This window comes from Rhodococcus sp. NPDC057529, from assembly GCF_042802055.1.
Classification (GTDB): domain Bacteria; phylum Actinomycetota; class Actinomycetes; order Mycobacteriales; family Mycobacteriaceae; genus Rhodococcus_F.
This window is the reverse complement of the sequence record NZ_JBHVEY010000002.1, coordinates 449734-474139: the sequence shown is the minus strand read 5'-3', so window position 1 is coordinate 474139 and position 24406 is coordinate 449734. Positions and strand designations below refer to the sequence as shown.

20 protein-coding genes are annotated in these 24406 nt (G+C 69.6%); 8 read left to right on the top strand and 12 right to left on the bottom strand.

Going from position 1 to position 24406, the window contains the following annotated elements; translation table 11 throughout:
* Positions 1 to 105: 105 nt before the first annotated feature.
* Complete coding sequence (locus ACFU5V_RS05240; RefSeq protein ID WP_015889394.1) at positions 106 to 339, top strand: hypothetical protein; 234 nt, start codon at positions 106 to 108, stop codon at positions 337 to 339.
* A 55-nt stretch (positions 340 to 394) separates the two neighbouring features.
* Here the strand turns inward: ACFU5V_RS05240 and purH are convergent, their stop codons facing one another.
* The 4 genes from purH to ACFU5V_RS05220 form a co-directional block, all read right to left on the bottom strand.
* A complete protein-coding gene (gene purH / locus ACFU5V_RS05235; RefSeq protein ID WP_378436135.1) occupies positions 395 to 1951 on the bottom strand; it encodes a bifunctional phosphoribosylaminoimidazolecarboxamide formyltransferase/IMP cyclohydrolase in 1557 nt (518 codons plus the stop codon).
* Positions 1944 to 2609 (bottom strand): phosphoribosylglycinamide formyltransferase, encoded by a 666-nt coding sequence (gene purN / locus ACFU5V_RS05230; protein ID WP_378697384.1) that lies wholly within the window; start codon positions 2607 to 2609, stop codon positions 1944 to 1946. The genes purH and purN overlap by 8 nt, the downstream gene beginning before the upstream one ends.
* A 55-nt stretch (positions 2610 to 2664) precedes the next feature.
* Positions 2665 to 4227: a DUF6350 family protein gene (locus ACFU5V_RS05225; protein WP_378697601.1), complete on the bottom strand. Its 1563-nt coding sequence runs from the start codon at positions 4225 to 4227 to the stop codon at positions 2665 to 2667.
* A 111-nt stretch (positions 4228 to 4338) separates the two neighbouring features.
* The gene (locus tag ACFU5V_RS05220) at positions 4339 to 5409 is read right to left on the bottom strand and encodes a DUF5336 domain-containing protein (RefSeq protein ID WP_378697382.1); all 1071 of its coding nucleotides are present in this window, start codon (positions 5407 to 5409) and stop codon (positions 4339 to 4341) included.
* 126 nt (positions 5410 to 5535) lie between these two features.
* On the opposite strand from ACFU5V_RS05220, the gene ACFU5V_RS05215 reads away from it, so the two are divergent.
* Complete coding sequence (locus ACFU5V_RS05215) at positions 5536 to 6162, top strand: IMPACT family protein (protein ID WP_378697380.1); 627 nt, start codon at positions 5536 to 5538, stop codon at positions 6160 to 6162.
* Between the two features lie 60 nt (positions 6163 to 6222).
* Here ACFU5V_RS05215 and sucD read toward each other — a convergent pair whose 3' ends face one another.
* The 3 genes from sucD to ACFU5V_RS05200 form a co-directional block, all read right to left on the bottom strand.
* Positions 6223 to 7125, bottom strand: a complete 903-nt coding sequence (gene sucD / locus ACFU5V_RS05210) for a succinate--CoA ligase subunit alpha (RefSeq protein ID WP_005238543.1) — start codon at positions 7123 to 7125, stop codon at positions 6223 to 6225.
* 15 nt (positions 7126 to 7140) lie between these two features.
* Positions 7141 to 8310: an ADP-forming succinate--CoA ligase subunit beta gene (sucC, locus tag ACFU5V_RS05205; protein ID WP_276135506.1), complete on the bottom strand. Its 1170-nt coding sequence runs from the start codon at positions 8308 to 8310 to the stop codon at positions 7141 to 7143.
* Between the two features lie 169 nt (positions 8311 to 8479).
* Positions 8480 to 10429 carry a hypothetical protein gene (locus ACFU5V_RS05200; protein WP_378697378.1) on the bottom strand — a complete coding sequence of 650 codons (1950 nt, stop codon included), beginning with the start codon at positions 10427 to 10429 and terminating at the stop codon, positions 8480 to 8482.
* Between the two features lie 231 nt (positions 10430 to 10660).
* Here ACFU5V_RS05200 and ACFU5V_RS05195 point away from each other — a divergent pair, with 231 nt between their 5' ends.
* Complete coding sequence (locus tag ACFU5V_RS05195) at positions 10661 to 11722, top strand: M23 family metallopeptidase (RefSeq protein ID WP_378697376.1); 1062 nt, start codon at positions 10661 to 10663, stop codon at positions 11720 to 11722.
* A gap of 79 nt (positions 11723 to 11801) precedes the next feature.
* On the opposite strand, the gene pcrA is transcribed toward ACFU5V_RS05195, so the two are convergent.
* Positions 11802 to 14285 (bottom strand): DNA helicase PcrA, encoded by a 2484-nt coding sequence (gene pcrA, locus ACFU5V_RS05190; protein ID WP_378436301.1) that lies wholly within the window; start codon positions 14283 to 14285, stop codon positions 11802 to 11804.
* A gap of 273 nt (positions 14286 to 14558) precedes the next feature.
* On the opposite strand from pcrA, the gene ACFU5V_RS05185 reads away from it, so the two are divergent.
* The gene (locus ACFU5V_RS05185) at positions 14559 to 14855 is read left to right on the top strand and encodes a chorismate mutase (protein WP_005238528.1); all 297 of its coding nucleotides are present in this window, start codon (positions 14559 to 14561) and stop codon (positions 14853 to 14855) included.
* Between the two features lie 38 nt (positions 14856 to 14893).
* On the opposite strand, the gene ACFU5V_RS05180 is transcribed toward ACFU5V_RS05185, so the two are convergent.
* Positions 14894 to 16348 carry an NAD-dependent succinate-semialdehyde dehydrogenase gene (locus ACFU5V_RS05180; RefSeq protein WP_378697371.1) on the bottom strand — a complete coding sequence of 485 codons (1455 nt, stop codon included), beginning with the start codon at positions 16346 to 16348 and terminating at the stop codon, positions 14894 to 14896.
* 69 nt (positions 16349 to 16417) lie between these two features.
* On the opposite strand from ACFU5V_RS05180, the gene pgi reads away from it, so the two are divergent.
* The gene (pgi, locus tag ACFU5V_RS05175; RefSeq protein ID WP_378436296.1) at positions 16418 to 18070 is read left to right on the top strand and encodes a glucose-6-phosphate isomerase; all 1653 of its coding nucleotides are present in this window, start codon (positions 16418 to 16420) and stop codon (positions 18068 to 18070) included.
* 1 nt (position 18071) lies between these two features.
* Here the strand turns inward: pgi and ACFU5V_RS05170 are convergent, their stop codons facing one another.
* The gene (locus tag ACFU5V_RS05170; protein ID WP_378436294.1) at positions 18072 to 18851 is read right to left on the bottom strand and encodes an FAD:protein FMN transferase; all 780 of its coding nucleotides are present in this window, start codon (positions 18849 to 18851) and stop codon (positions 18072 to 18074) included.
* Between the two features lie 105 nt (positions 18852 to 18956).
* Between ACFU5V_RS05170 and ACFU5V_RS05165 the strand changes: the two genes are divergently transcribed.
* Positions 18957 to 20216 (top strand): hypothetical protein, encoded by a 1260-nt coding sequence (locus tag ACFU5V_RS05165; RefSeq protein WP_378697366.1) that lies wholly within the window; start codon positions 18957 to 18959, stop codon positions 20214 to 20216.
* Between the two features lie 3 nt (positions 20217 to 20219).
* Here ACFU5V_RS05165 and ACFU5V_RS05160 read toward each other — a convergent pair whose 3' ends face one another.
* Both ACFU5V_RS05160 and ACFU5V_RS05155 read right to left on the bottom strand, forming a co-directional pair.
* Entirely contained in the window at positions 20220 to 21584 is a 1365-nt protein-coding gene (locus ACFU5V_RS05160; protein ID WP_378697364.1) for an NAD(P)/FAD-dependent oxidoreductase, read from the bottom strand.
* A gap of 9 nt (positions 21585 to 21593) precedes the next feature.
* A complete protein-coding gene (locus ACFU5V_RS05155; protein WP_378697362.1) occupies positions 21594 to 22346 on the bottom strand; it encodes an SDR family oxidoreductase in 753 nt (250 codons plus the stop codon).
* A gap of 88 nt (positions 22347 to 22434) precedes the next feature.
* Between ACFU5V_RS05155 and ACFU5V_RS05150 the strand changes: the two genes are divergently transcribed.
* Positions 22435 to 23868, top strand: coding sequence for a dihydrolipoyl dehydrogenase family protein (locus tag ACFU5V_RS05150; protein WP_378697361.1), 1434 nt, complete (start codon positions 22435 to 22437; stop codon positions 23866 to 23868).
* Positions 23869 to 23931: 63 nt separating this feature from the next.
* Positions 23932 to 24406, top strand: a 475-nt coding sequence (locus ACFU5V_RS05145; protein WP_378697360.1) for a carboxylesterase family protein, incomplete at its 3' end; no start/stop codon positions are given.

Below are 24406 nucleotides of genomic sequence, written 5' to 3'. Positions count from 1 at the left end.
ACGGCGCACCCCGAGAACGTTGAGACTCAACCAAGTCGTTCTCGGGCACCCAGGGCAAACCCCTCGGGTGCCTTTTCTTTTACCTTTCACTTTCAGGAGCACCACATGAAACTTCGCATCAACCAACTGTCCACCTCTCCCCCGTATCTGGACCTGCCGGACGACCTCACCGGTTACGCCGTCACCCTCGACCTGTCGCATTGCGACGCCGCCCACGAGGCCGGTCTGGGTGCGCTGATCAGCGAGGTCCGCAGTCGCGGCGCCGCCCGCGTGGTCATCACCGGTTCGCCGCGTGAACTCGAGGGCACCGGCCGCACGCACGGGGCCGCAGCCGCCTGACAAAGCAGAACGGGCCCCGGCGCGATGCCGAGACCCGTTCGAGAAAAGCCGGACGCTAGTGCGCGAAGTGCCGCGCACCCGTCAGGTACATGGTGATGCCGGCTTCCTTCGCCGCATCGATCACCTCGTTGTCGCGGACGGAACCACCCGGCTGCACGACGGCCTTGACGCCGGCGTTCGCGAGGACCTGCAGTCCGTCGGGGAACGGGAAGAACGCGTCGGACGCACCCACCGACCCGACCACCCGGTCACCGGCCCGCTGCACCGCGAGGTGCGCGGAGTCGACGCGGTTGACCTGGCCCATGCCGACGCCGACCGACGCGCCGTCGGAGGCGAGCAGGATGGCGTTGGACTTCACCGAACGGCACGCGCGCCACGCGAACTCGAGATCCTTCAGGGTCTGCTCGTCGGCGGCGTCGCCGACGGCCAGGGTCCAGTTGGCGGGGTCGTCGCCCTCGGCGTCGAGCACGTCGCGCTCCTGCAGGAGAGCCCCACCCGACACGGGACGCAGTTCGATTCCCGTCGCGGTGGGCGCCTGCGCGAGGAGGACGCGGACGTTCTTCTTGCGCTGCAGCACGCCGAGCGCGCCGTCCGCGTAGGACGGGGCGATGATCACCTCGGTGAAGATCTCGGCGACCTGCTCGGCCATCTCGACGGTGATCTCACGGTTCGCGGCGATGACTCCGCCGTAGGCGCTGACCGGGTCGCAGGCGTGCGCCTTGCGGTGCGCCTCGGCGATGTCGGCACCGACCGCGATGCCACACGGGTTCGCGTGCTTGATGATCGCGACGGCCGGCTCACTGAAGTCGAACGCCGCACGCCACGCCGCGTCGCCGTCGGTGTAGTTGTTGTACGACATTTCCTTGCCGTGCAGCTGCTCGGCCTGCGCCAGACCGGCCGGGGCAGCGGAGTTCACGTAGAGGGCCGCGGCCTGGTGCGGGTTCTCCCCGTACCGCAGGACGGCGGAGCGGTCCCAGGTGGCGCCCGCCCACTCGGGGAACTGCGAGTCACCGCTGTCCACCAGCGTGGACGTCATCCAGCTCGCGACCGCGACGTCGTACGACGCGGTGTGCTGGAACGCCTGCGCGGCGAGAGCGGTGCGCTCGGGCAGCGTGAAACCACCACCGGCGATCGCGGTGAGCACGTCGTCGTAACGGGCGGGATCCACCACGACGGCCACCGACGGGTGGTTCTTCGCGGCGGCGCGCACCATGGACGGGCCGCCGATGTCGATCTGCTCGACGCATTCGTCGGGGGTCGCACCCGAGGCCACGGTCTGGGTGAACGGATACAGGTTCACGACCACCAGCTGGAACGCCTCGATGCCGAGCTCCTCGAGCTGCGCGAGGTGCTCCGGCTTCCGGGTGTCCGCGAGGACGCCGGCGTGCACCCGGGGGTGCAGGGTCTTGACCCGGCCCTCGAGGCACTCGGGGAAACCCGTCAGCGCCTCGACGGGGGTGACCGGGATGCCGGCGTCGGCGATCTTCGCTGCAGTCGACCCTGTCGACACCAGCTCGACGCCTGCCTTGTGCAGGCCCGTAGCCAGTTCGACCAGACCGGTCTTGTCGTAGACGCTGACGAGCGCTCGGCGTACTGCCTTGCGTTCACTCACTGGGGATCACGGCCTTTCGTCCATCGGAAACAACTCCACGGGTGGCGACAGCGGCGATGACGTCCGCCAGCAACCGTCGCTCCACAGTCTTGATGCGCTCGTGCAGGGTCGACTCGTCGTCGCCGTCGAGCACCGGCACGGGCTCCTGCGCCAGGATCGGCCCGGTGTCGACCCCCGCGTCCACGAGGTGGACCGTCGATCCCGACACCTTGACGCCGTAGGCCAGCGCATCCGGGACCGCGTGCGCGCCGGGGAAGGCGGGCAGCAACGCGGGGTGCGTGTTGATGATGCGGCCACCGAAGCGGTCCAGGAAGGCGGGGCCGAGGATCTTCATGAATCCCGCCGACACCACGAGCGACGGCTGGTGCGACGCGACGGCCTCGGTCAGCGCGACGTCCCACGCGGCACGGTCGGCATGCTCGCGCAGGCTCACCCGGAAGTGTGTAATGCCCGCCGCGTTCGCATGGGTGGTCGCGTCGCAGTCGCGGTCCACGCCGACGGCGACGATCTCGGCGGGGTACCCGTCCGTGCGCGTTGCTTCGATCAGCGACCTCAGGAGCGTTCCCGCACCGGAGGCGAGTACGACGATCCGCGCCGGCGAACCGGTCGTGGGCCTCAGGTGGTCACGCGAGGAAGTCAGCGCTCTACTCCTGAACAATCGAAAGGCCGGGTGAATCGAAAGGGGGCGGTCGCATCGTCGACCGACCAAGAGCCTAGTCGCTGGGGGTTGCGGGCCCGCGGGGCAGGTCGGCTTCCGAGGCGTTGACCGCCTTACCTGGCCCCTCCGGTTCTGCCGTCGACGCGTCCTCCTCGACCTCGGCGTCCACCACGACCTCGGCCTCGGCGTCGGTGTCCTGCGGTGCGACGGCGGCTGCGGGCGCTTCGGTGTCGTCAACGAGTTCGGCCTCGATCACCCGGCCGGGGGCGGCCGCCGGGACCTCCGGCTCCTCGGTGATCGGGGCGGCGATCGCCGGAACCTCCTCCGCGCCGGGAAGGTGCGGTTCCTCGTCCTCCGTGTCGGCCTCGTCGGCGGCGCCCCGGCTCCGGTGCCAGGCCACGACCACCGCCGTCACCGCGCCCGCGAGCCCGAGCCACGCGAACGTGAGCAGCCCGAACGCCCACCAGTTCAGCTCCACCGTTCCGAAGGCGCCGAGCCTTCCCCCGGACACCAGACCGAGCACGGCCGTCGCCGCACCCACACCCCCGGCGGCGGTCAGCACGGTGAACAGCGCTTCCTGCCCGGCGACGCGACGTCCGCAGTCGCGTCCGAGCATCACGCCGATCAGCAGTGGAATCACCAGCAACGCCGGCCAGGCACCACCCGACACCCCGTCGGGAACCGCACCGAGCAGCGGCAACGGCGGCAGCGCACCACCGACGTTGCCGAACACACTGACCGAGACATCGCCGATCTGCGCGGTCCCGCCCATGACGGCAGCCGCGGCACCCACCACCACGTTCGGCAGATACAGCACCGACAGGATCGTCAGTCCGAGCGTGCCGACGACGCCGTCGCCGCGTTCGAGCAGCGACCCGACCGTGGACCACTCCAGCAGCAGCGAGATCGTGACCAGCACCGCGCCGGCACCGACAATCGCCGACATCGCGCGCAGTCCCGGACGCACCGCGTCCCGGACCCACGACGGAACCTGCGCACCGAGCGTCGGCCACATCGCGACCGTCACCCCGATCCCCGCCGCGAGCAGGTGCACCAACAGCACCCACCCGAACGCGGCGAGCGCGTTCGGTGAGGACAGCGGGATCACCGCCGACGCGTCCGCGATGACCGCGAGGGCGATGGCCGTCACGACCAGCGGTCCGGCCACCGCGGCGCCGATCACCTGCAGAGCGTGCCGCCGCGAGGACGCCGGATGGACCACCGCCGCGCATCCGCGAGCGACGGCCCACATCATCCCCGCCGTCGGGATCAGAGGGAGGACACCGAGAGACGTGCCGTCGATCGTCAACGGCACCTGGTGAATCGCCAGCCACGACGCCGCGATGGCACCGAACGTTCCCGTGAGATCACTGTTCGCCGCCACCAGCGTGACGACGACGAGCGCGGACAGCAGGACGACCGTGACCCCCGCGGGCCGGAACGCGATCGCCAGCAGCGCCCGCATCTCGTCGGCGTCGGGCACGGGACGCTGTCGCGGGGCACGCCGCTCATCACCACGGACGGCACGCCGCTCGTCGCCACGGACGGCTCGCCGCTCGTCGTCACGGACGGCTCGCCGTCGTGCACCCTGTGCGACGCGCTGAGCACGATCAACCAAAGAACTCATCCCCTCGAGAGTGGCACTCCGACGCCGCGACAGCGGTCAGGCGCGCCGCACAGAAGTGGCCTCCGACCAGGTTCGGTCAGAGGCCACCTGCTGGATGGACCGCTACTTGTCGTCCCTGTCGGCGCGCGTGTCGAACGCCTGCGTGGGCGCGCTGTACCCCTCCGATTCGGACTTCTCTGCCGATTCGGCCGGCTTCGCCTCGCTGGACGGCTGCTCGCCGTACTCCAGAGTGCGCTCCACGGGCGAGGACTCGGACGGCGACCCGTACGCCGGCGCCGCGTGCTGCGCCGAACCGTAACTGGTCCCCGCCGGGTACTGCGAGCTGGGCGTCCCGGTGGGCTGCGACGGCGTCGGCGGCTGCGAGTACCCCTGGTACTGCGGCTGCTGGTAGGCGGTGGTCGGGGCGTCGTACGACGCGGATCCGGCACTCGCGCCCGCTCCGTAGCCCGGCTGCTGGGGCTGTCCGTAACCCTGGGTGTAGCCCGGCTGGCTCTGCGACGGCTGGCCCTGCTGGCCGTAACCCTGCTGGCCGTAGCCGGGCTGGTTCTGCTGCCCGTAACCGGGCTGCGACTGGCTCTGCTGCCCGTAGCCCTGCGGGGCGCTCTGGCCGTAACCCTGCGGCTGCTGCTGTCCATACGACTGCTGCGGGCCCTGCCCGTACCCCTGCGGGGCGCCCGGGCCGTACCCCTGCGGGGCCTGGCCCGGCTGACCGAAGCCCGCGGCCGCGGGCGGCTTGGGCGCCGGCTGCTTCAGCACGCCGATGTCGAACAGCACCGCCGCGACGGCCACGGCCGACTGGATGAAGCCGAGAACGAGGATCAGGATTGCGCCCCAGCCGGAATCCGCGTCGACGTTCAGGAAGACGAACAACGCGACGACCCAGCCCGCGACGGACGCCGCCGCGGCCGCACCCGCATAGGACTGCTTCGGCAGAAGGGACGCCGCGGCGAGCAGACCACCGAGGAACAGCAGTCCGAGCCCGTCCGTGTTGGCTTCGAACGAGTTCACGGATTCTCGCGCCAACGTGGCATAGGGCGCGAATCCGAGCAGCAGGTTGAGGACACCGAGAACTGCGACACCGATCAGAAGGAAGAAGCCCAGGCCTTTCGATTCTCCCCCTGCAGTCGGTTGCGCGGGCGGACCGTAACTCGGCCCTCCGGGCGTGAACGTCATGACTTCTCCTAGTCGACAAGTGGTCGTCTGCGTGCGCTCTTCCGACGCTAGCGTACGGATACCCGTCGGTCACTGCCGTCACTCGCGGCACGCAGCACCGGGATCAGGGCAGGAGACAATGGTCCGGTGCCGTACACCCTCGCTCCCCGCGCCGCCGATCTCACTCTGGAGACGGAGGTAAAGCATTCACGCTTCATCGCGGCCCTGCGGCGCGTCGAGGACGCCGACGCGGCGCAGGCTTTCGTCCAAGACCGACGCGGCGCGTATCCCGATGCGCGACATCACTGTTCGGCGTTCATCGTCGGCAACGGGCCGTCCGACCGGGTCGAGCGCGCGAACGACGACGGCGAACCCGGTGGCACCGCGGGCATTCCGATGCTGCAAGTGCTCAAGGCCCGCAACCTCGTCGACGTCGCGGTCGTCGTGACCCGGTACTTCGGGGGAATCAAACTGGGGGCGGGCGGACTGGTGCGCGCCTACTCGGGCGCGGTGGCCGCCGCGGTCGATGCCGCACCGCTCGTGCGGAGGGAACGTCGCCACCTGCACACCCTCGCCGTCGGTCACGCCGAGGCGGGACGCGTCGAGTCGGAGTTGCGGGGACGAGGCGTCGTCGTGGTGGACACGGCGTACGCGGAATCCGCGGTCCTCACCCTCGCGGCGAGGGACTCTGCGGAGCTGGCCGATCTGGTCGCTGCCGTCACGTCGGGAACGGGGACACTCGATCCGGCCGGGGAGATGTGGGTCGACGCCTGAACGACCCGTGCGTGGTTGACGAGTCTGTGGACTCGTCAACCACGCACGGGCCCGGAGGGCCTAGGCCTGGACGGTCAGGCTCTGCAGGATCTCGCGAGCGAGCGCAGCGGTCTCGGACGGCGTCTTGCCGACCTTCACGCCGGCAGCCTCGAGGGCGTCCTTCTTGGCCTGCGCGGTGCCCGAGGAACCGGAGACGATGGCGCCGGCGTGGCCCATGGTCTTGCCCTCGGGGGCGGTGAAGCCTGCGACGTAGCCGACGACCGGCTTCGTGACGTTCGCCTTGATGTAATCGGCGGCACGCTCCTCGGCGTCGCCACCGATCTCACCGATCATCACGATGACCTTGGTCTCGGGGTCCTTCTCGAACGCCTCGATGGCGTCGATGTGGGTGGTCCCGATGACCGGGTCGCCGCCGATGCCGATGGCGGTGGAGAAGCCGAAGTCACGCAGCTCGAACATCATCTGGTAGGTCAGCGTGCCCGACTTGGACACGAGGCCGATCGGGCCGGTGCCCGCGATGTTGGCCGGGGTGATGCCGACCAGCGACTCGCCGGGGGTGATGATGCCGGGGCAGTTGGGTCCGATGATGCGGGTCTTGTTGCCCTTGGACACGTTGTACGCCCAGGCGTACGCCGAGTCCTGAACGGGGATGCCCTCGGTGATGACCACGAGCAGCGGGATCTCCGCGTCGATGGCCTCGACGATGGCGTCCTTCGCGAAGGCCGGGGGAACGAACGCGATGGAGACGTCCGCGCCGGTCTTCTCGATGGCCTCGGCGACGGTGCCGAAGACGGGCAGCTCGACGCCGCCGTCGTGGGTCACGGTGGTGCCGGCCTTGCGGGCGTTGACACCGCCGACGACCTGGGTGCCGGCCTTGAGCATCAGCGCGGTGTGCTTCGTGCCCTCGCCGCCGGTGATGCCCTGGACGATGACCTTGGAGTCCTTGGTCAGGAAGATAGCCATGTGATTTAAGTCCCTTTACTTTGCGGCGAAGGCCAGCTCGGCGGCCTTGTCGGCAGCCTCGTCCATGGTTCCGACGACCGTGACCAGCGGGTGGGCGGCCTCGGCGAGGATACGACGACCCTCTTCGACGTTGTTGCCGTCCAGGCGGACGACCAGCGGCTTGTTGGCCTCGTCACCCAGCGTCTTCAGGGCGCCGACGATGCCGTTGGCGACCGCGTCACACGCGGTGATGCCACCGAAAACGTTCACGAACACGCTCTTGACCTGCGCGTCGTTCAGGATGACGTCCAGGCCGTTCGCCATGACCTCTGCGGAGGCGCCGCCACCGATGTCGAGGAAGTTGGCGGGCTTCACGCCACCGTGCTTCTCACCTGCGTAGGCGACGACGTCCAGGGTCGACATGACCAGACCGGCGCCGTTACCGATGATGCCGACCTCACCGTCGAGCTTGACGTAGTTGAGGTCGTTTTCCTTGGCCTTGAGCTCGAGCGGGTCGGTGGCGTCCTTGTCCTCGAACGCCTCGTGGCCGGGCTGACGGAACGCGGCGTTCTCGTCCAGCGTGACCTTGCCGTCGAGCGCGAGGATCTGGTCGTCCGGGGTGCGGACGAGCGGGTTGACCTCGACGAGGAGAGCGTCTTCCTTGATGAAGACCTCCCACAGCTTCTGGATCGTCACGGCCGCTGCGTCGAGCACCTCGGCGGGCAGCTTTCCTGCCTCGGCGATGCTGCGCGCGAACGCGAGGTCGACGCCCTTGACGGCGTCGACGGGGATCTTCGCGAGTGCGTCGGGGTTCTCCTCGGCGGTGACCTCGATCTCGACGCCACCCTCGACCGAGCACATGGCCAGGTAGGTGCGGTTGGTGCGGTCGAGCAGGAAGGAGATGTAGTACTCCTCGGCGATGTCACTCGCCTCTGCGACCAGCAGCTTCTTGACGATATGACCCTTGATGTCGAGGCCCAGGATCGCCTCGGCGTTGGCCTGCGCTGCGTCGACGTCGGCGGAGTACTTGACGCCACCCGCCTTGCCGCGGCCGCCGACCTTGACCTGCGCCTTGACCATCACGGGCTTGCCGATTTCTTCGGCAATCTCGCGTGCGCCGGCCACCGTGTCGGTAACACGCCCAGCCGAAGTCGGCACCTCGTGCTTGGCGAAGAGTTCCTTCGCCTGGTATTCGAAGAGATCCATCTGCTCACCGTCTCGTCTGCGTTGACACCCGCTCGAGGGGTAGGAGCGGGTCTGTTTTGGACTTTAACCAGTTGCCGGGCCCGGTCTGCGCCCGCGTGTCTGCTATGTGGTCCACATCACGCGATATCACGCACTGAGGCGGGCCTCACCGCTGCAAACGGGACGGACCTCACCGATTTCTGCGGCGTGCAGTGAGGGCCGCGGCAGCCGCAATCAACACTATGCCCACCGCCCCCGGGACGACACCGGCCCCCATTTCGGGGTCGGTGACCCGGGCGACGGTCAGCGGCCACGACACGAGGTAAACCCCCACGGCAACGGCCGAACCGAGCAGCAACGCGACCGCCCTGGCGGGCCGGGCACGTGAGGCAACTATCACTGCGAGAACGACCGCGGCACCGAGCAGCACGCGCCCCCACACGTCGAGGTTCCACGGGACCTCCGCGAACGACGCGGGCGCGTACTCGTCGCCGCGGGCATCGGTCCCGTGGAAGAGCGGCAGTCCGAGTCCGGCGAACGCGGCGACGGCACCGAGTCCGCCGACCGCGAGGACCGCGATCGAGGTGGACGGCTCCTCGGAGGTGTCGATCTCCTCGCGTTCCGCCGAGCCGGCGAACCACGTCAGCACGCCGGTGACGCCCGCGGTGACGGCCGCGCACCACAACAGCACGGCGCCGATTCCCGCGCCGATTCCCGGCACGTCGGTGGCGAGCACCACGGACTGCGACACGGCGGCGACGGAGTACGGGATCGTCACCCACAGCACCCCGACCGCGGGCCGGACGGCGGACGCGAACTCCGACAGCAGCAGCCAGACGCACCCGACGACGAGGACGAGGGCCGCGACGAGCACGACCCGGGTGGCGTAGACGTCGGGGCGTGCCGTGTCGCCGGGGATGTCGAGGACGGGGAGCAGCGCCCCGGCGGCGGCCAGTAGGGCGGTGACGATTCCGGTGGCCCCGGCGGCGACGTGCCATCGCGCGATCCGGGCGCGCGCCGCGGCGGCCTCGGCTCGTAGCGCCGCCTTGGCGACGCCCTTCGCGGACGGGGTGACCGCCCCCGGCTTGGCCGGGCCGCCCTGCGCCGGCGCGGACGGCGAGGCGGCGAGTGTCTTCAGGATCCTGCTGTCGCGGGTCCGGTCGATCATCGGAATGCAGACGCCGACGAGCACCAGGAGCCCGGCGCCGACGGTCCCCCACACCGCGCCGGGACCGGGCTGGATCCGTTCGCCGGCGGCGAGTCCCGCGACCAGACGCGTCCCGACCACGCCGAGCGCGGCCAGGCCGGCCCCGACGAGGGCGCCGGACGCGACGGGGGGCGAGATGGATGCCAACGCCGAGGCGACGACGATCAGGACGGCCGCCGCCAGGATCCCGGCGCCCGCGGACGCGGCGAGGTCCGACTCGACGACGGTCGGGACGAGGATGACGGGGTCCTCGGATACGAATGCGGGAGCGAACAGCGCGCCGACGAGGACGACGGCGGCCGCCACCACGACGGCGGACGGCAGGAACCCGATGCGGGCGCCCGTCGCGCGCCCGACCTGTTCGGCGCTGCGAGCGTCGCCGTACCCGTCCATCAGCGACGCCCGGTGCACGGCGACCATCCCGAGCAGGCCCGCGAAGGCGATCAGCGCGTGCCCGGCGAGGGCGGCGTAGGCGCCGGTCCCGGCGGCCAATTCGGCCGCCGTGTCGGGCCGGAACAGTTCGAGCCGATTGGCGTCGATGGCATCCGACCACAGCTGCGCGTCGAGGACGGCGGCGCCGACGGACACGGCGCCCGCACCGGCCAGCAACGCCCCGGCCACCGCGGTGTGCCGGGCGAGAACCGCCGGAACGGCGAGTACCGGTGCCGCGACGGCGAAGACGGCGGCCCACACCGCGGCCGCGCCGATCGCGGACGGCGCGGCCGCCCCGTCGACCGCGCGGACGGCCTGCAGGACGGGCGCCGACGCCACCCCCAGACCTCCGACGAGGCTCAGCACAACCGCGAGCACGGTTCCCCGGCGCGCACGGACGGGATCGGGTTCGTCGACGACCGCCACACCGGTGCCACCGGACGACGGAATGCGTTCGGGCTCGGCCCTGCGCCCGTCCGGGGATCGAGTTGATGACGCCACAGGCCGACGCTAGCGCCTACCCACCGCCTCCCCCGGGTTGTGACACGCGTGCGCAGCGGCGAGATTGAACCGAGACGAAAAGCGAGTTCGACATTTCCCCAGCTCAGTTTGTGATGCCGATCACATGTAGCCGTTCCTCTCCGTTACAGGTTGCGCGCATCGCAACCGTTTCGTTACCGTCGCCAAGGTCTAAGTCACAGGCAGGTCACGAGCAGGAGGACGGACGGGCGTATGCACCATCGCAGCCAGTTCACGGCCAGCCGTTTTGTGAGTCACCACGATGACGAGTTGCGGGGTCACAAGGACGAAGTCGCGCCCACGTATCCCCCACAGTCGGTCGAGCAGTATCCCGAGACCGATAGTTCTGAGATTTCCAGCATGTTCTTCCGCAATTCGCAGTCCACTCGCTCCACCCACGACAGCGTCGACCCCGGCAACGGAGTCGAGACCGTCGACACGGAGTCCGAGATCCCCGGCTTCATCCCCCGCAGCGGTTCCGAGTCCTTCGAGGGCACGCCCTCCCACTCCCGCCGCGGAGCCCACCGCCTCCCGACTCCCCCCTCGGCCCTCAAAGGTCGCGCCGCAGTACTCGCGGTCGCAGCAGGCGCCGTAGTCGCCGCAGGCCAGGCCGCAGTCACCAGTGGATCCTCCAACTCCTCCGATCACTCCGAGGTCGCCCTCGCCAGTGACGAGTCGAGCACCATCGGAACCACCGCGGAACCGCAGGCCGCGCAGTACTCGACGGTCGCCGACACGGCCACCGCAGATTCGAACGCCCCGCAGGTCCTCAACATCGCGAACCCGACCGACCTGTCGCAGTTCAGCAACCTGCTCGCCAAGGGACAGCGTTTCAGCGAAGAGCGCGCCGCCCGCGAGGCCGCGGCCCGCCGCCCCCTGTTCGTCCTCCCCGCCGTGGGAACGTTCACCTCCAACTTCGGAAGCCGCTGGGGCACCCTCCACGCGGGCGTCGACATCGCCGCCCCCATCGGCACCCCCATCGTGGCCGTCGCCGACGGCGAGGTCATCGACTCCGGTCCGGCATCCGGGTTCGGTATGTGGGTCCGCCTCAAGCACGCCGACGGCACCATCACCGTCTACGGCCACATCAACACCTCCACCGTCACGGTCGGCCAGAAGGTCATGGCGGGCGACCAGATCGCGACCGTCGGCAACCGTGGTTTCTCCACCGGCCCGCACCTGCACTTCGAGGTGCACCTCGCCGGCGAGAACAAGATCGATCCCCTGCCCTGGCTGGCCTCCCGCGGCATCAGCCTCGGCCCCGAGATGGACTGACACTCTCGGAATCACCCCCGAACACACGACGACTGCGGGCGCATGCAATGTATGCGCCCGCAGTCGTTTCTCGTATCCCTTACAGCTTGACCATCGGGACGCCACCGATCAGCATCAGCCGGACCTTGCCCGCGCTGCCGAAATCGATCGTGACCGTCGCGGTCGGCCCGGCCCCCTTGGTCTCGAGGACCGTGCCCAGGCCGTACTTGTCGTGGCTGACCCGGTCGCCGACCGCGAGCACCAGATTGTTGTTGCGGGAGCGCGCGGCGCCGAAGCTCGGAGTGCCTGCGGACCCGCCGCCGTAACCGGAACCGCCGCCGAATCCCTGCCCGTATCCCGATCCACGCGCGCGGCCACCGCCGATCGCGCCACCGGACCCGATACGGGGGCCCGGGTCCTCGCGGCGCCAGTGCACGAGATCCGACGGGATCTCCTGCAGGAACCGCGACTCCGGGTTCTGGATGGGCTGACCCCACGCCGACCGCATGACGGCCCGCGTCAGGTACAGCCGCTGCCGGGCACGGGTGATGCCCACGTACGCGAGCCGCCGCTCCTCCGACAGTTCCGTCGGGTCGCCGAGCGCGCGCATGTGCGGGAACTGGCCGTCTTCCCACCCGGTGACGAAGACGACGGGGAACTCGAGCCCCTTCGCGGTGTGCAGCGTCATCAGCGTGACGACGCCTTCGTCGTTGTCGGGTAGTTGATCGGAGTCCGCGACGAGGGACACCCGTTCGAGGAAGGCGGCGAGGGAACCGGGGTCGGGTTCACCGTCCCTGGCGTCGACGTCGCCGTCCTCCGGCGGTTCCACCAGCCCGGCGGCGTTCCGCGCGTCGGAGCTGAACTCCCGCGCCACGCTGACGAGTTCGTTGAGGTTGTCGAGGCGCGCCCCGTCCTGAGGGTCGCTGCTCGCCGCGAGTTCGGCGCGGTAGCCCGTCCGCTCCAGGACCGCTTCCACGACGTCCCCGATGTCGCCGAGCTGGTCGGGGACGACGTCGTCGGCCGTGGTCTCGGGGGGCATCAGCACCCGCAGTCCGTCCATCAGCTCGAGGAACGACGCGATCGCCTTCTGGGAGCGGGTGTTGAGCAGCCGCACGCGGCCCTCCCCACCGTCCCGCAGCGCCTCGGCGAAGCTGATGCCCCGCTGCTCGGCGTGGACGGCCACGCACGCCTCCGCGCGGTCGCCGATGCCCCGTCGCGGCGTGTTGAGGATCCGGCGCAGGCTGACGGTGTCGTCCTCGTTGGCGAGGACCCGGAGATAGGCGACGATGTCGCGCACCTCCTTGCGCTCGTAGAACCGCACCCCGCCGACGACCTTGTACGGAACGCCGAGCCGGATGAAGATCTCTTCGAGCGCGCGGGACGAGTTGTTGGTGCGGTAGAACACGGCGACGTCGGCGAACTTGGCATCGCCCGAATCGACGAGCTTGTCGATCTCGGACGCCACGAACGACGCCTCGTCGTGTTCGTTGTCCGCGACGTAGCCGGTGATGAGCTCGCCCTCGCCCGAATCGGTCCACAGCCTCTTCTCGCGCCGGCCGGTGTTCTTGGAGATCACCGAGTTGGCGGCCGACAGGATGTTCTGGGTGGAGCGGTAGTTCTGCTCCAGCAGGATGGTGCGGGCGTCCGGGTAGTCGCGTTCGAACTCCTCGATGTTGCGGATGGTGGCGCCGCGGAACGCGTAGATCGACTGATCCGCGTCGCCCACCACACACAGCTCGGCCGGGGTGACCCGGTGGTCGGCGTCTTCGCCGTCCGCGGTGCTGCCGACCAGTTCCCGCACCAGCATGTACTGGGCGTGGTTGGTGTCCTGGTATTCGTCGACCAGCACGTGCCGGAACCGTCGGCGGTAGTACTCGGCCACCTGGGGGAACGCCTGCAGCATCGCGACCGTCTCACCGATCAGGTCGTCGAAGTCCAGTGCATTCGCCGAACGCAACCGCTGCTGGTAGTGCCCGTACACCCTGGCGATCAGCCGCGGCAGTTCCGCCGGCTCCGTGTCGGCGTCGGCGCTCGCCTGCTCCGGGTCGATCAGCTCGTTCTTGAGATTCGAGATGTGAGTGGCGAGCAACCGCGCCGAGTAGCGCTTGGTGTCGATGTTCAGATCCTTGGCGATCATCGTCAGCAGTCGCCGCGAATCGTCCGCGTCGTAGATGGAGAAGTTCGAGTTGAGGCCGGGAAGCAGCGCCGCCTGGGCCCGCAGGATCCGCACACAGCTGGAGTGGAACGTGGACACCCACATGCTGTTGGCGCGGGGACCGACGAGGTGCGCGACCCGTTCCCGCATCTCGGCGGCGGCCTTGTTGGTGAACGTGATGGCCAGGATCTGTCCGGGCATCACCCCCCGCTCGGCCAGCAGATAGGCGATGCGGCGGGTGAGCACAGCCGTCTTGCCCGAGCCCGCGCCCGCGACGATCAGCAGCGGAGATCCGGCGTGCACGACCGCTTCCCGTTGCGGTGGGTTGAGGCCCTGGAGGAGCGCATCGGACCCCGTGCGCGCCGGAGCGGCGGTGTGCGGAGTCGATGTGGCGCTCAGGGGAGAAGCGGTGCCGGAGATAGTGTTCATCAACTATCAAACTTACCGGCGTGTACCGACAGCGTCACAGCGGCTTGGCCTGCGCGGTACCGCCATGGCAAACTGGTACACATGTTCAGTCCGCCGTCGCGCCCCCTGTGGCGATTTTTTTACGGGTACCGGCCTCCGGTGCCCGTGAACTGAACAGCTCACGAGCCCTGAGGTCCGCACCGGATCCGGGGCTTTTTTCGTCAAATGAGCCTGGATCGGTAACGACTCGAGCCACAACAACGATCCAAGTTCTGACAAGAGGGAGACGAACCAATGAGCACTCAGACCGTCGCTTCAGCCGCCAAGGAAACCGCTGTTCCCACCAGCGAGGCCGAGATCGAAGTTCTCCGCCAGGAGATCGACAAGCTCGACGCCGAGATTCTCGCCGCGATCAAGCGCCGCGCCGAGGTCTCGCAGCTCATCGGGCGCACCCGGATGGCGTCCGGCGGTCCCCGTCTCGTCCACAGCCGTGAGATGAAGGTGCTCGAGCGGTTCAACGAGCTGGGCCAGGAAGGCCACACGCTCGCCATGCTGCTGCTGCGCCTCGGGCGCGGCCGCCTCGGTCACTGAAGTTCCCGACGCGGCCGCCCGTCCCTCGACGACGGTCGTCACGGTTCGAGTGCCACGTACTTGGTCTCCAGGTACTCCTCGATGCCTTCACTGCCCCCTTCGCGCCCGAAGCCTGACGCTTTGACGCCGCCGAAGGGGGCAGCGGTGTCCGAGATGACCCCGCGGTTGACGCCCACCATGCCCGATTCGAGGGCGTCGGCCACCCGCAGCGCACGGTCCAGATCGCGGGTGAAGATGTACGCGGCCAGGCCGAACTCCGTGTCGTTGGCCGCGGCGATCCCTTCCTCCTCCGTGTCGAACCCGGCGATCGCGGCCACCGGTCCGAACACCTCCTCCTTCAGGATCCGAGCCTGGGCGGGAATCTCGTCCAGCACCGTCGCCGGGTAGAAGTAGCCGGGACCTTCCGGGGCGACGCCGCCGAGCCGCACCCGGGCGCCCGCGCCGACGGCGTCCTGCACCAGTTCCCCGACCTTCTCGAGCTGATCCGCGTTGATCAGCGGGCCGAGAGTCGTGTCGGGATCGGTGCCGCGTCCGAGCTTGTACGAGGACAGTTTGTCGACGAGTTTCGCGGTGAACTCCTCCCGCACACTGTTCGCGACGTGGAAGCGATTGGCCGCGGTGCAGGCCTCGCCGCCGTTGCGCATCTTGGCGAGGAGGGCGCCCGCAACCGCCTTGTCGACGTCCGCGTCGTCGAAGACCACGAAGGGCGCGTTCCCGCCGAGTTCCATCGAGGTGCGCAGCAGTCCCTTCGCCGACTTCTCGACGAGCATCCGCCCCACCCCGGTCGAGCCCGTGAACGTGAGCTTCCGCAGTCGCGGGTCGTCGATCAGCGGACCGGTCACCTCGCCCGACTTCGATGTCGGCAGCACGGACAGCACGCCCTTCGGCAGTCCCGCGTCGGCCATGACCTCGGCGAGCAGCAGCATCGTCAGCGGCGTCTCGGAGGCGGGTTTGACGATCATCGTGCAGCCGGCGGCCAGTGCGGGTCCGATCTTGCGGGTGCCCATCGCGAGCGGGAAATTCCACGGCGTGATCGCCAGACAGGGCCCGACGGGCTGCTTGGTCACCAGGATGCGCCCGTTCCCCGCGGGTGCCGGGGTGTAGCGACCGGCGATCCGCACCGCTTCCTCGCTGAACCAGCGGAAGAACTCGGCGCCGTACTTGACCTCCGCCGCACTCTCCGGCAGCGCCTTGCCCATCTCCAGCGTCATCAGCAGCGCGAAGTCGTCGGCCCGGGCGGTGATCTTCTCGAACACCGCGCGCAGCAGTTCCCCGCGCTCCCGTGCCGGGGTGTCAGCCCACTCCCGCTGCACCGCCACGGCGGCGTCGAGGGCCTTCATCGCGTCGCCCGGACTGGCGTCCGCCACCTCGGTGAGGGCATCGCCGGTGGCCGGGTCGAACACGGTGAACGTGGCACCGTTCTCGGCGTCGCGCTTCTCGCCGCCGAGGAAGAGGGTCGTGGGAACGGTTCGCATGAGTTCGACAGCATCCATGACGTCCATCATGCGCCGCACCGAAGTTCGCACGGAAGTTTCGACGCGCGGGCATTAAGCTCGAATCTCGTGAGCTCAGACATCACCGGAACCGCTGCCTGGCAGAAATTGCGTGATCATCACGCTCGGATTCAGACCGTCCATCTCCGAGAACTGTTCGAGAAGGACCCGGCACGCGGGCAGGACCTCACCGTCTCGGCCGGCGACCTGTACATCGATTACAGCAAGCACCGCGTCGACCGCGACACGATCGGATTGCTGCTCGAGCTGGCACGCAGCGCCGACCTGGAGGCCCGCCGTGACGCGATGTTCGCGGGCGAGCACATCAACACGTCCGAGGACCGCGCCGTTCTCCACACCGCGCTGCGGCTGCCCGCCGACGCGTCTCTCGTCGTCGACGGGCAGGACGTCGTGGCCGACGTCCACGACGTCCTCGACCGCATGGGCGATTTCACCGATCGGGTGCGCTCCGGCGAATGGCGGGGTGCGACGGGCGAGCGCATCAAGACCGTCGTCAACATCGGCATCGGTGGATCGGATCTGGGTCCGGTGATGGTGTACCGCGCTCTGCGGCACTACGCCGACGCCGGCATCAGCGTGCGGTTCATCTCCAACGTCGACCCCGCCGACCTGGTGCGCAGCCTGAACGGCCTCGACCCCGCCACCACCCTGTTCATCGTGGCATCCAAGACGTTCTCGACCCTCGAGACGCTCACCAACGCCACCGCCGCCCGGCGGTGGCTGCTCGGTGGCCTGGGCCTCGGAAACGATGCAGTCGCAAAGCATTTCGTCGCCGTCTCCACTCATGCGGACCGGGTGGCGGAGTTCGGCATCGACACCGCCAACATGTTCGGATTCTGGGATTGGGTCGGCGGCCGGTACTCCGTCGATTCCGCCATCGGACTGTCGGTGATGGCGGCGATCGGCAAGGAACGTTTCGCGGAGTTCCTCGCCGGCTTCCACGCCGTGGACGAGCATTTCCGGACGGCGCCGCTCGAGGAGAACGCGCCGGTCCTGCTCGGCCTGATCGGACTGTGGTACTCGAACTTCTTCGGCGCCGAATCCCGCGCCGTGCTGCCGTATTCCAACGACCTCGTGCGGTTCCCGGCCTATCTGCAGCAGCTGACGATGGAATCGAACGGCAAGTCTGTGCGCGCCGACGGCTCCCCCGTCCCCACGTCCACCGGTGAGATCTTCTGGGGCGAACCCGGAACCAACGGACAGCACGCCTTCTACCAACTCCTGCACCAGGGCACGCGGCTCGTGCCGTCCGATTTCATCGGCTTCGGCGAGCCCACCGACGACCTGCCCACCGCGGACGGCACCGGCAGCATGCACGACCTGCTGATGAGCAACTTCTTCGCGCAGACGAAGGTCCTGGCGTTCGGCAAGACGGCCGAGGAGATCGCGGCCGAGGGCACCCCCGAGGATCTGGTGCCGCACAAGGTCATGCCGGGTAACCGGCCGTCGACGACGATCCTCGCGCCGAAGCTCACGCCGTCGGTGATCGGCCAGCTGATCGCCCTGTACGAGCACCAGGTGTTCGTCGAGGGTGTCGTGTGGGGCATCGACTCGTTCGACCAGTGGGGTGTCGAACTCGGCAAGACCCAGGCCGTCGAGCTGCAGCCGGTGCTTACCGCCGCGGAAGAACCGGCCGCGCAGAGCGATTCGTCGACGGACAGCCTGGTGCGCTGGTACCGCCGTCAGCGCGGACGGGCCTGATTCACCAGCTCTCGGTGGTGTAGACCCTGCCGGAGCGGTCCACCAGCCGGGCACGCAGTTCGTGCTGTTCGATCCACCGGATCGCGCCGATGCCGCGGGCGAGGGCGGCGACGCTGGCCGCGTACGCCCAGAGTGCGTCGTCGGCGATCACCGTCACCGTCTCCCATTCGGTGGTGGTGGGTGGTTCGGTGACCGGCGGCGCGACCGCCGTCGCCATCGCCGTCCCGTTCACCAGTTCGACCTCGCCGTCGCCGGGCACCGGGATCTGCCAGCCGCCGGCGGGACAGTGCCCGGCCGTCGCGATGACGTCGCCGATGCGCACGGCCGCCCCGCATTCGAGTTGGCGGGCGACCAGCTCCGCCGCCCGATCCACCGTGTCGGCCTTGGCGGTGTCGGTGATGTCGAACGAGGCACCCCACGGCGCGAACACGACGTCGTCGTCGATCTGGACGTCGAGGAAACTGGGTTCCGGATGCACGGTGGGGATCAGGTCTTCGTCGGGGGATTCGGTGGCGAGCGGGTTCACCGCCCCGTCGGTCATCCGGGCAGCCCACAGCGCCGAACGCAGCAGTGCGGACATGCGCCTGCTGACCTTGACGGGCGCACCCTGGGACAGGTTGACGGCGTGGATCTCGGCGTCGCCGCGGTGGATGTCGCAGACCGATTCGGCGTCGTCGATGACGGCCGCGATCAGCGCCGCGGCCTCGGGAAGGGCGGCGCCTTCGGTGACGTCGACCTCCACGACGGAACCCCACACCTTCCATTTCTCGACGCTAACCATGGTGTTCTCCGTGTGCGGTCCCGTACAGCGCTGCACTTCCAGTATGCGCCGGTTGTCCAGAGGCCGACCTCCGGCGACCGACGCGACCGGTCGTACACTTCGCTGGTGAGCGCCCGATTGAGCGTCGTCGACGAGATGTTCCTGCGCACCCACCGGGGGTGGGGAACGCCGATCGTGATGCAGGGACTGTGGCGCACCGACGGCCGGGTGGACTCCTCGACGCTCGATACCTTGATCGCCGACCTCGCGCGGGGGCCGCTGGGCAGGCGGGTGGTGCGCCCGCGGGTTCCCGGCGCGCGGCCCCGGTTCGAGCCGAGCGCGGACGCCTTTCCCGTCGAATACGCGGAGATCGGCGCCGGGGCGGTGTTGGCGTGGGCGGACGAGCAGGCCTCGTTGCCGGTGGACCCCGAACGTGGTCCCGGCTGGCGGCTGGCCTGCGCACGTCCGGCAGAAGGGGGCACGGTGCTGTCGCTGGTGTGTTCCCACGTGATCGCGGACGCCCGCGGACTGGCGGCCGCGATCGCGGCGGCGCTGCAGGGCGCCCCGCCGTCGGACGTGGGTGGGGCGGAAGGCACTGTCGCGGACATGTGGGACGCCACCCGGCTCGCCCGCCGCGTGACGGAGGGGACGGCCCGTGCGGTCGCCGGTCTGGTGGTGAGCGGGTCCCGCCGCGCGGAACTGCGCCGCTTCCTGCACGTGAGTGGCAAAGCGTCCCCCGGCACTCTTTGCCACTCACCTGTGGGGGTGGTGCTGGACGTCGACGCCGAACGCTGGGACACCGTCGCGGAGCAGGCGGGCGGCACCCCGAACAGCTTGTTCCTGACCGTGGTGGCCGAGTTGGCGCGGCGGGACGGCGAGACCCGTCCGCTGACGATCAGCGTGCCGATGGATCTGCGCGGCAAGGGCGACCCGCCGGGCACCGCGAACTCCGTCGCCGTGGTCGAGGTGGACGTGACCCCGCAGGACACCGTCGCGGACGTGCGGGCGGCGAGCCGCGCCGCGTTCGCCGCACCTGCGATGACCAGCCCGGCCGGGTTCCCGGAGGAGATGCTGCAACTGGTGCCCGACCGCGTGGCGCACGCCCTCACCGGCAACCCCGGCGAACGGGACGTGCTGTGTTCCAACATCGGACCGCTGCCCGACGCGCTCGCCACGATCGGCGGCCACCGGGCCACCGGCATCGCCACCCGCGCCGTGCATCCGGGTGTCGTGACCAGCCGCACCCGGCTGTCCGCCTACCTCAGCCGCTTCGGCGGCAGCTACGCCCTCGCGCTCGAGTCGCTGGACAGCCCGGACCGCGTGACCCTCCGCGAGCGGGCAGGAGAGGTCCTCGCCCGGCACGGCCTCACCGCGCGGGCCTGGTGAGGGCTACGACCCGGTCGTGAGATCGGTGTACGGCTGCCGTGCCGACTCCGGATCGCCGTACGTGATCGCCCGCTCGCGTCGCGTCCGAGACGCCAGCGTGACCGCCCAGTTGAGCAGCGTGCCGAACCGGTTGCGGTACCCGGCGAGGAACGCGATGTGGATGGCACCCCAGGACACCCAGCCCAGGAACCCGGACATCCGGATCGGGCCTGCCTGGAGCAGCGCATGCCTGCGGGCGATGTAGGCGGCGCTGCCGAGGTCGCGGTATTTGAAGGGTGTGCGGTCGGGTGTTCCGCCCGCGATCGTGCGGGCGATGCAACTGCCGACGTGCCTGCCGCCCTGCATCGCGACCTCGGCCACCCCGGGGAGGTCGTTCAGCGACATCAGGTCGCCGATCACCCAGACGTTCGGGTGCCCGGGCACCGTGAGGTCGGGTTCGACGGCGATGCGCCCGCCCTGAATCTGCTTCACGCCGAGCGCATTCGCGACAGCGGCGGCGAACGGCACGGCCTCGACGCCCGCGGTCCACAGGACCGTGCGGGCCCCGTAGCGCTTCTTGGTGCGGGCCGCGTTCTTGGCCGTGGTCTCGATGCTGGTCTCGCAGACGTCGGTGACGTGCACACCGAGGTGCGTTTCGACGCCGACCTTGTCGAGCGTCCGCTGCGCCGCCGCGGACAGTTTGCGGTTGAACGACGGGAGAACGCGGTCGCCGCCGTGGAACAGCAGCACCCGGGCCTCGCAGGGGTCGATGGACTGGAACTCGTTGGCCAGCGCGTGCACGGCGAGCTCCCGGATCTGGCCTGCGAGTTCGACTCCGGTGGGTCCGCCGCCCGCGACGGCGAACGTCAGCCACGGCCTGCGCTCCTCCGCGGTGGGCAGCGATTCGGCCATCTCGAAGGCGCAGATCAGTTTTCGGCGAATGGCGAGGGCGTCGTCGAGGGTCTTCATCCCCGGCGCCCACTGGATGTACTCGTCGTGCCCGTGGTAGGCCTGCCGCATGCCGGCCGCGACGATCAGGTAGTCGTAGGGAAGTTCGAACGTGGAACCGTCGAAGCGGCTGGCGGTCAGGACCCGGCGGACCGCGTCGATTCCCTGCGCCTCGCCGAGGGCGACGTGCACGTTGCGGACCCCGCGCAGCAGGTGGCGCAGCGGGCTGCTGATCTCCCCCTCGGACAGCAGGCCCGTCGCGCACTGGTACAGCAGCGGCTGGAAGACGTGGCTGGTTCCGCGGTCGAGCAGGGTGACGTCCACGTCGACGTCGCGCAGCCGGCGGGCCGCGTAGATGCCGCCGAACCCTCCCCCGATGATGACGACCCGCGGTCGCGAACGCTGCAGGCCGAGGGACGAGGATTCCTGGGCGGTCGTCATAGGTCAGTCCTACACGAACCGGGATGTCCACGCATGAGGAAGGAACCGCAAGGCGACGTCGATTCCTCGCCACTTGATGCCCGGCAGCGCAGCACGGTTCGTTTCCTTCTCGATGGCGGACACCATCGCGTCGACGCCGTCGTCGAGGGTTGCCGTCAGCGCGGAACTGTCGCCGGCCTTGCTCGACATGTCGGTGGCGATGTATCCGGGGAGCAGGGTGGTCACCGCGATCGGGCTCTTCGCCAGTTCCGCGGTCAGCGCCTCGCCGAGTGCCGCGACTCCCGCCTTGCTCGCCGAGTACGCCGCCTTCGGGCCGGGCAGGCCGCGGTCGGCGCTGATCGAGGACACGAGCACCAGGTGCCCGGAGTTCTGTTCGCGGAAGATGCCGAGCGCCGCCTCGCACTGCGACAGGGCGCCGACGAAGTTGGTGCGGGCGGTCGCGAGATTGGCGTCGGCCCGGCCCGTTCCGATCCTGGCGCCCTTGCCGAGTCCGGCGTTGACGACGACACGGTCGAGTCCGCCGAGTTCGTCGCGCAGTTCGCCGAAGACCCGGATCACGGCGTCGTGGTCGGTGACGTCGAGTTCGCGGACGGCGACGGCGATTCCGGGGTGCGCTGCCTGCAATTCGTCCCGGACGGCCTCGAGTCGTTCGAGGCGGCGCGCGCACAGCGCGAGGTCTCGTCCCTGGGCCGCGAACCGGCGGGCCATCTCCTCGCCGAGCCCGGAGCTCGCCCCCGTGATCAGAATCCTCTGCCGTGTCATCCCGACACAGTATCTACTCATCGGTAACAACGCGAGTGGCCAGGCGGAACCTCTGACATCGCGCACCGACCGGCTTACGGTTACAGGTATGACTGACTCCGGTAGCGGCGCGGAAGAGTTCGATGTCATCGTGATCGGCGGCGGTCCCGCCGGTGAGAACGCGGCGAGTTACGCCATCGCCGGCAGCGACCGCACCGCGGCGCTGATCGAGCACGAACTCGTCGGCGGGGAATGCTCATACTGGGCCTGCATGCCCAGCAAGGCACTGCTGCGTCCGGGTGGGGTCCTCGGCGCGGCCCGCAACATGCCCGGGGTGTCCGCCGGTCCGCTCGACGTGGACGCCGTGCTGGCACGCCGCGACTCCTTCACCAACAACCACGACGACTCGTCGCAGGTGATGTGGGCCGACGCGGCGGGGATCGACGTCATCCGGGGATCGGCACGCATCACCGGGGACCGCACGGTGACGGTCGGCGACTCCCGCGAGCTGCGCGCCCGGCACGCCGTCGTGGTCGCCACCGGCACGACCGCCGCGGTCCCGGACACCCCCGGCCTGCGGGCGGCGTTGCCGTGGATCTCGCGGGACGTCACCAACCTGCGGGAGATTCCGCGCCGGGTCGCCGTCGTCGGCGGCGGCGTCGTCGCCTGTGAGAGCGCGACGTGGCTCCTGGACCTCGGTGCCGAGGAACTGACGATGGTGGTCCGCGGCCGGGCGCTGCTCCCGAAGAACGAACCGTTCGCCGGCGAGCGGGTGGCCCGTAACCTGGAGAAGAAGGGTGCGCGGATCCTGTTCGGGGCGGACCTGCGCGGCGTCGAACGGACCGACGCCCGCGACACCGGGATCGGCCGCATCCACGGCGGTCCGGTGACCCTGGACGTGGCGGGCCAGGACCCGCTCGTCGTCGACGAGATCGTCGTCGCGACCGGGCGCACACCGGCCACGTCGTCGCTCGGCCTCGACGCGCGACTGCTGAACTCCCGCGGATACCTCACCACCGACGACCATCTGACGACGGCCGACGAGTGGTTGTACGCGGTCGGCGACGCCAACGGCCGGGCGCTGCTCACGCACATGGGCAAATACCAGGGCCGCGTGTGCGGAGACGTCATCGCCGCCCGCGCCGAGGGCAGAGCGCTGGACGGGTCCCGATTCCGGGCCACCGCCGACCACGGGCAGATCCCCCAGGTGGTGTTCGCCGATCCGGAGGTGTCGGCCGTCGGGATCACCGAGCAGGAGGCACGCGACGCGGGCGTGGACGTCGAGACCGTGGAGGTCGACATCGCCGTCGCCGGCTCGTCCCTGTCCCGCGACGATTTCAGCGGTCACGCCAAACTCGTGGTCGATCGGGCCACCGACACGCTGGTCGGGGCGACGTTCGCGGGCACCGATGTCGCCGAACTCGTCCATGCCGCCACCGTCGCGCTGGTCGGGAAGGTGCCGCTCGACACGCTGTGGCACGCGGTCCCGTCGTACCCGACCGTGAGCGAGGTGTGGCTGCGGCTGCTGGAGGCGCGGCGCTGACCCGAACGGAACACCACGGACGATGCCGGCGTCTCCCCAGGCGGTCTCCGTATAGTCGCCGACATGGCGTCTGACACTCTCACGACCGACACGCTGGTGAGGACGACCACCGGAGTGGTCCGTGGCCGGCGGGTCGGCGACCTGGTCGCGTGGCGGGGAATCCCCTACGCCGCTCCCCCGGTGGGTCCGCTGCGGTTGCGCGCACCCCGGCCGGTGACGCCGTGGTCCGGCGAGCTCGACGCCACCGAGTTCGGCGACGCCGCCGTGCAGCACAAGAAATTCACCGCGCTGCGGCCGGGCAAGTATCAGCCGAGCAGCGAGAACTGCCTGACGCTCAACGTGCTGGCCACGCCCGGCACGTCCGGGGCGCGCCCGGTGATGGTGTTCATCCACGGCGGCGCGTACACGCTGGGCATGTCGGCTACCGCGCTCTACGGCGGCCGGTCGCTGGTCCGCCGCGGCGACATCGTGTACGTGTCGATCAACTACCGACTCGGATCGCTCGGATACCTCGACTTCACCCAGTTCTCCACCCCCG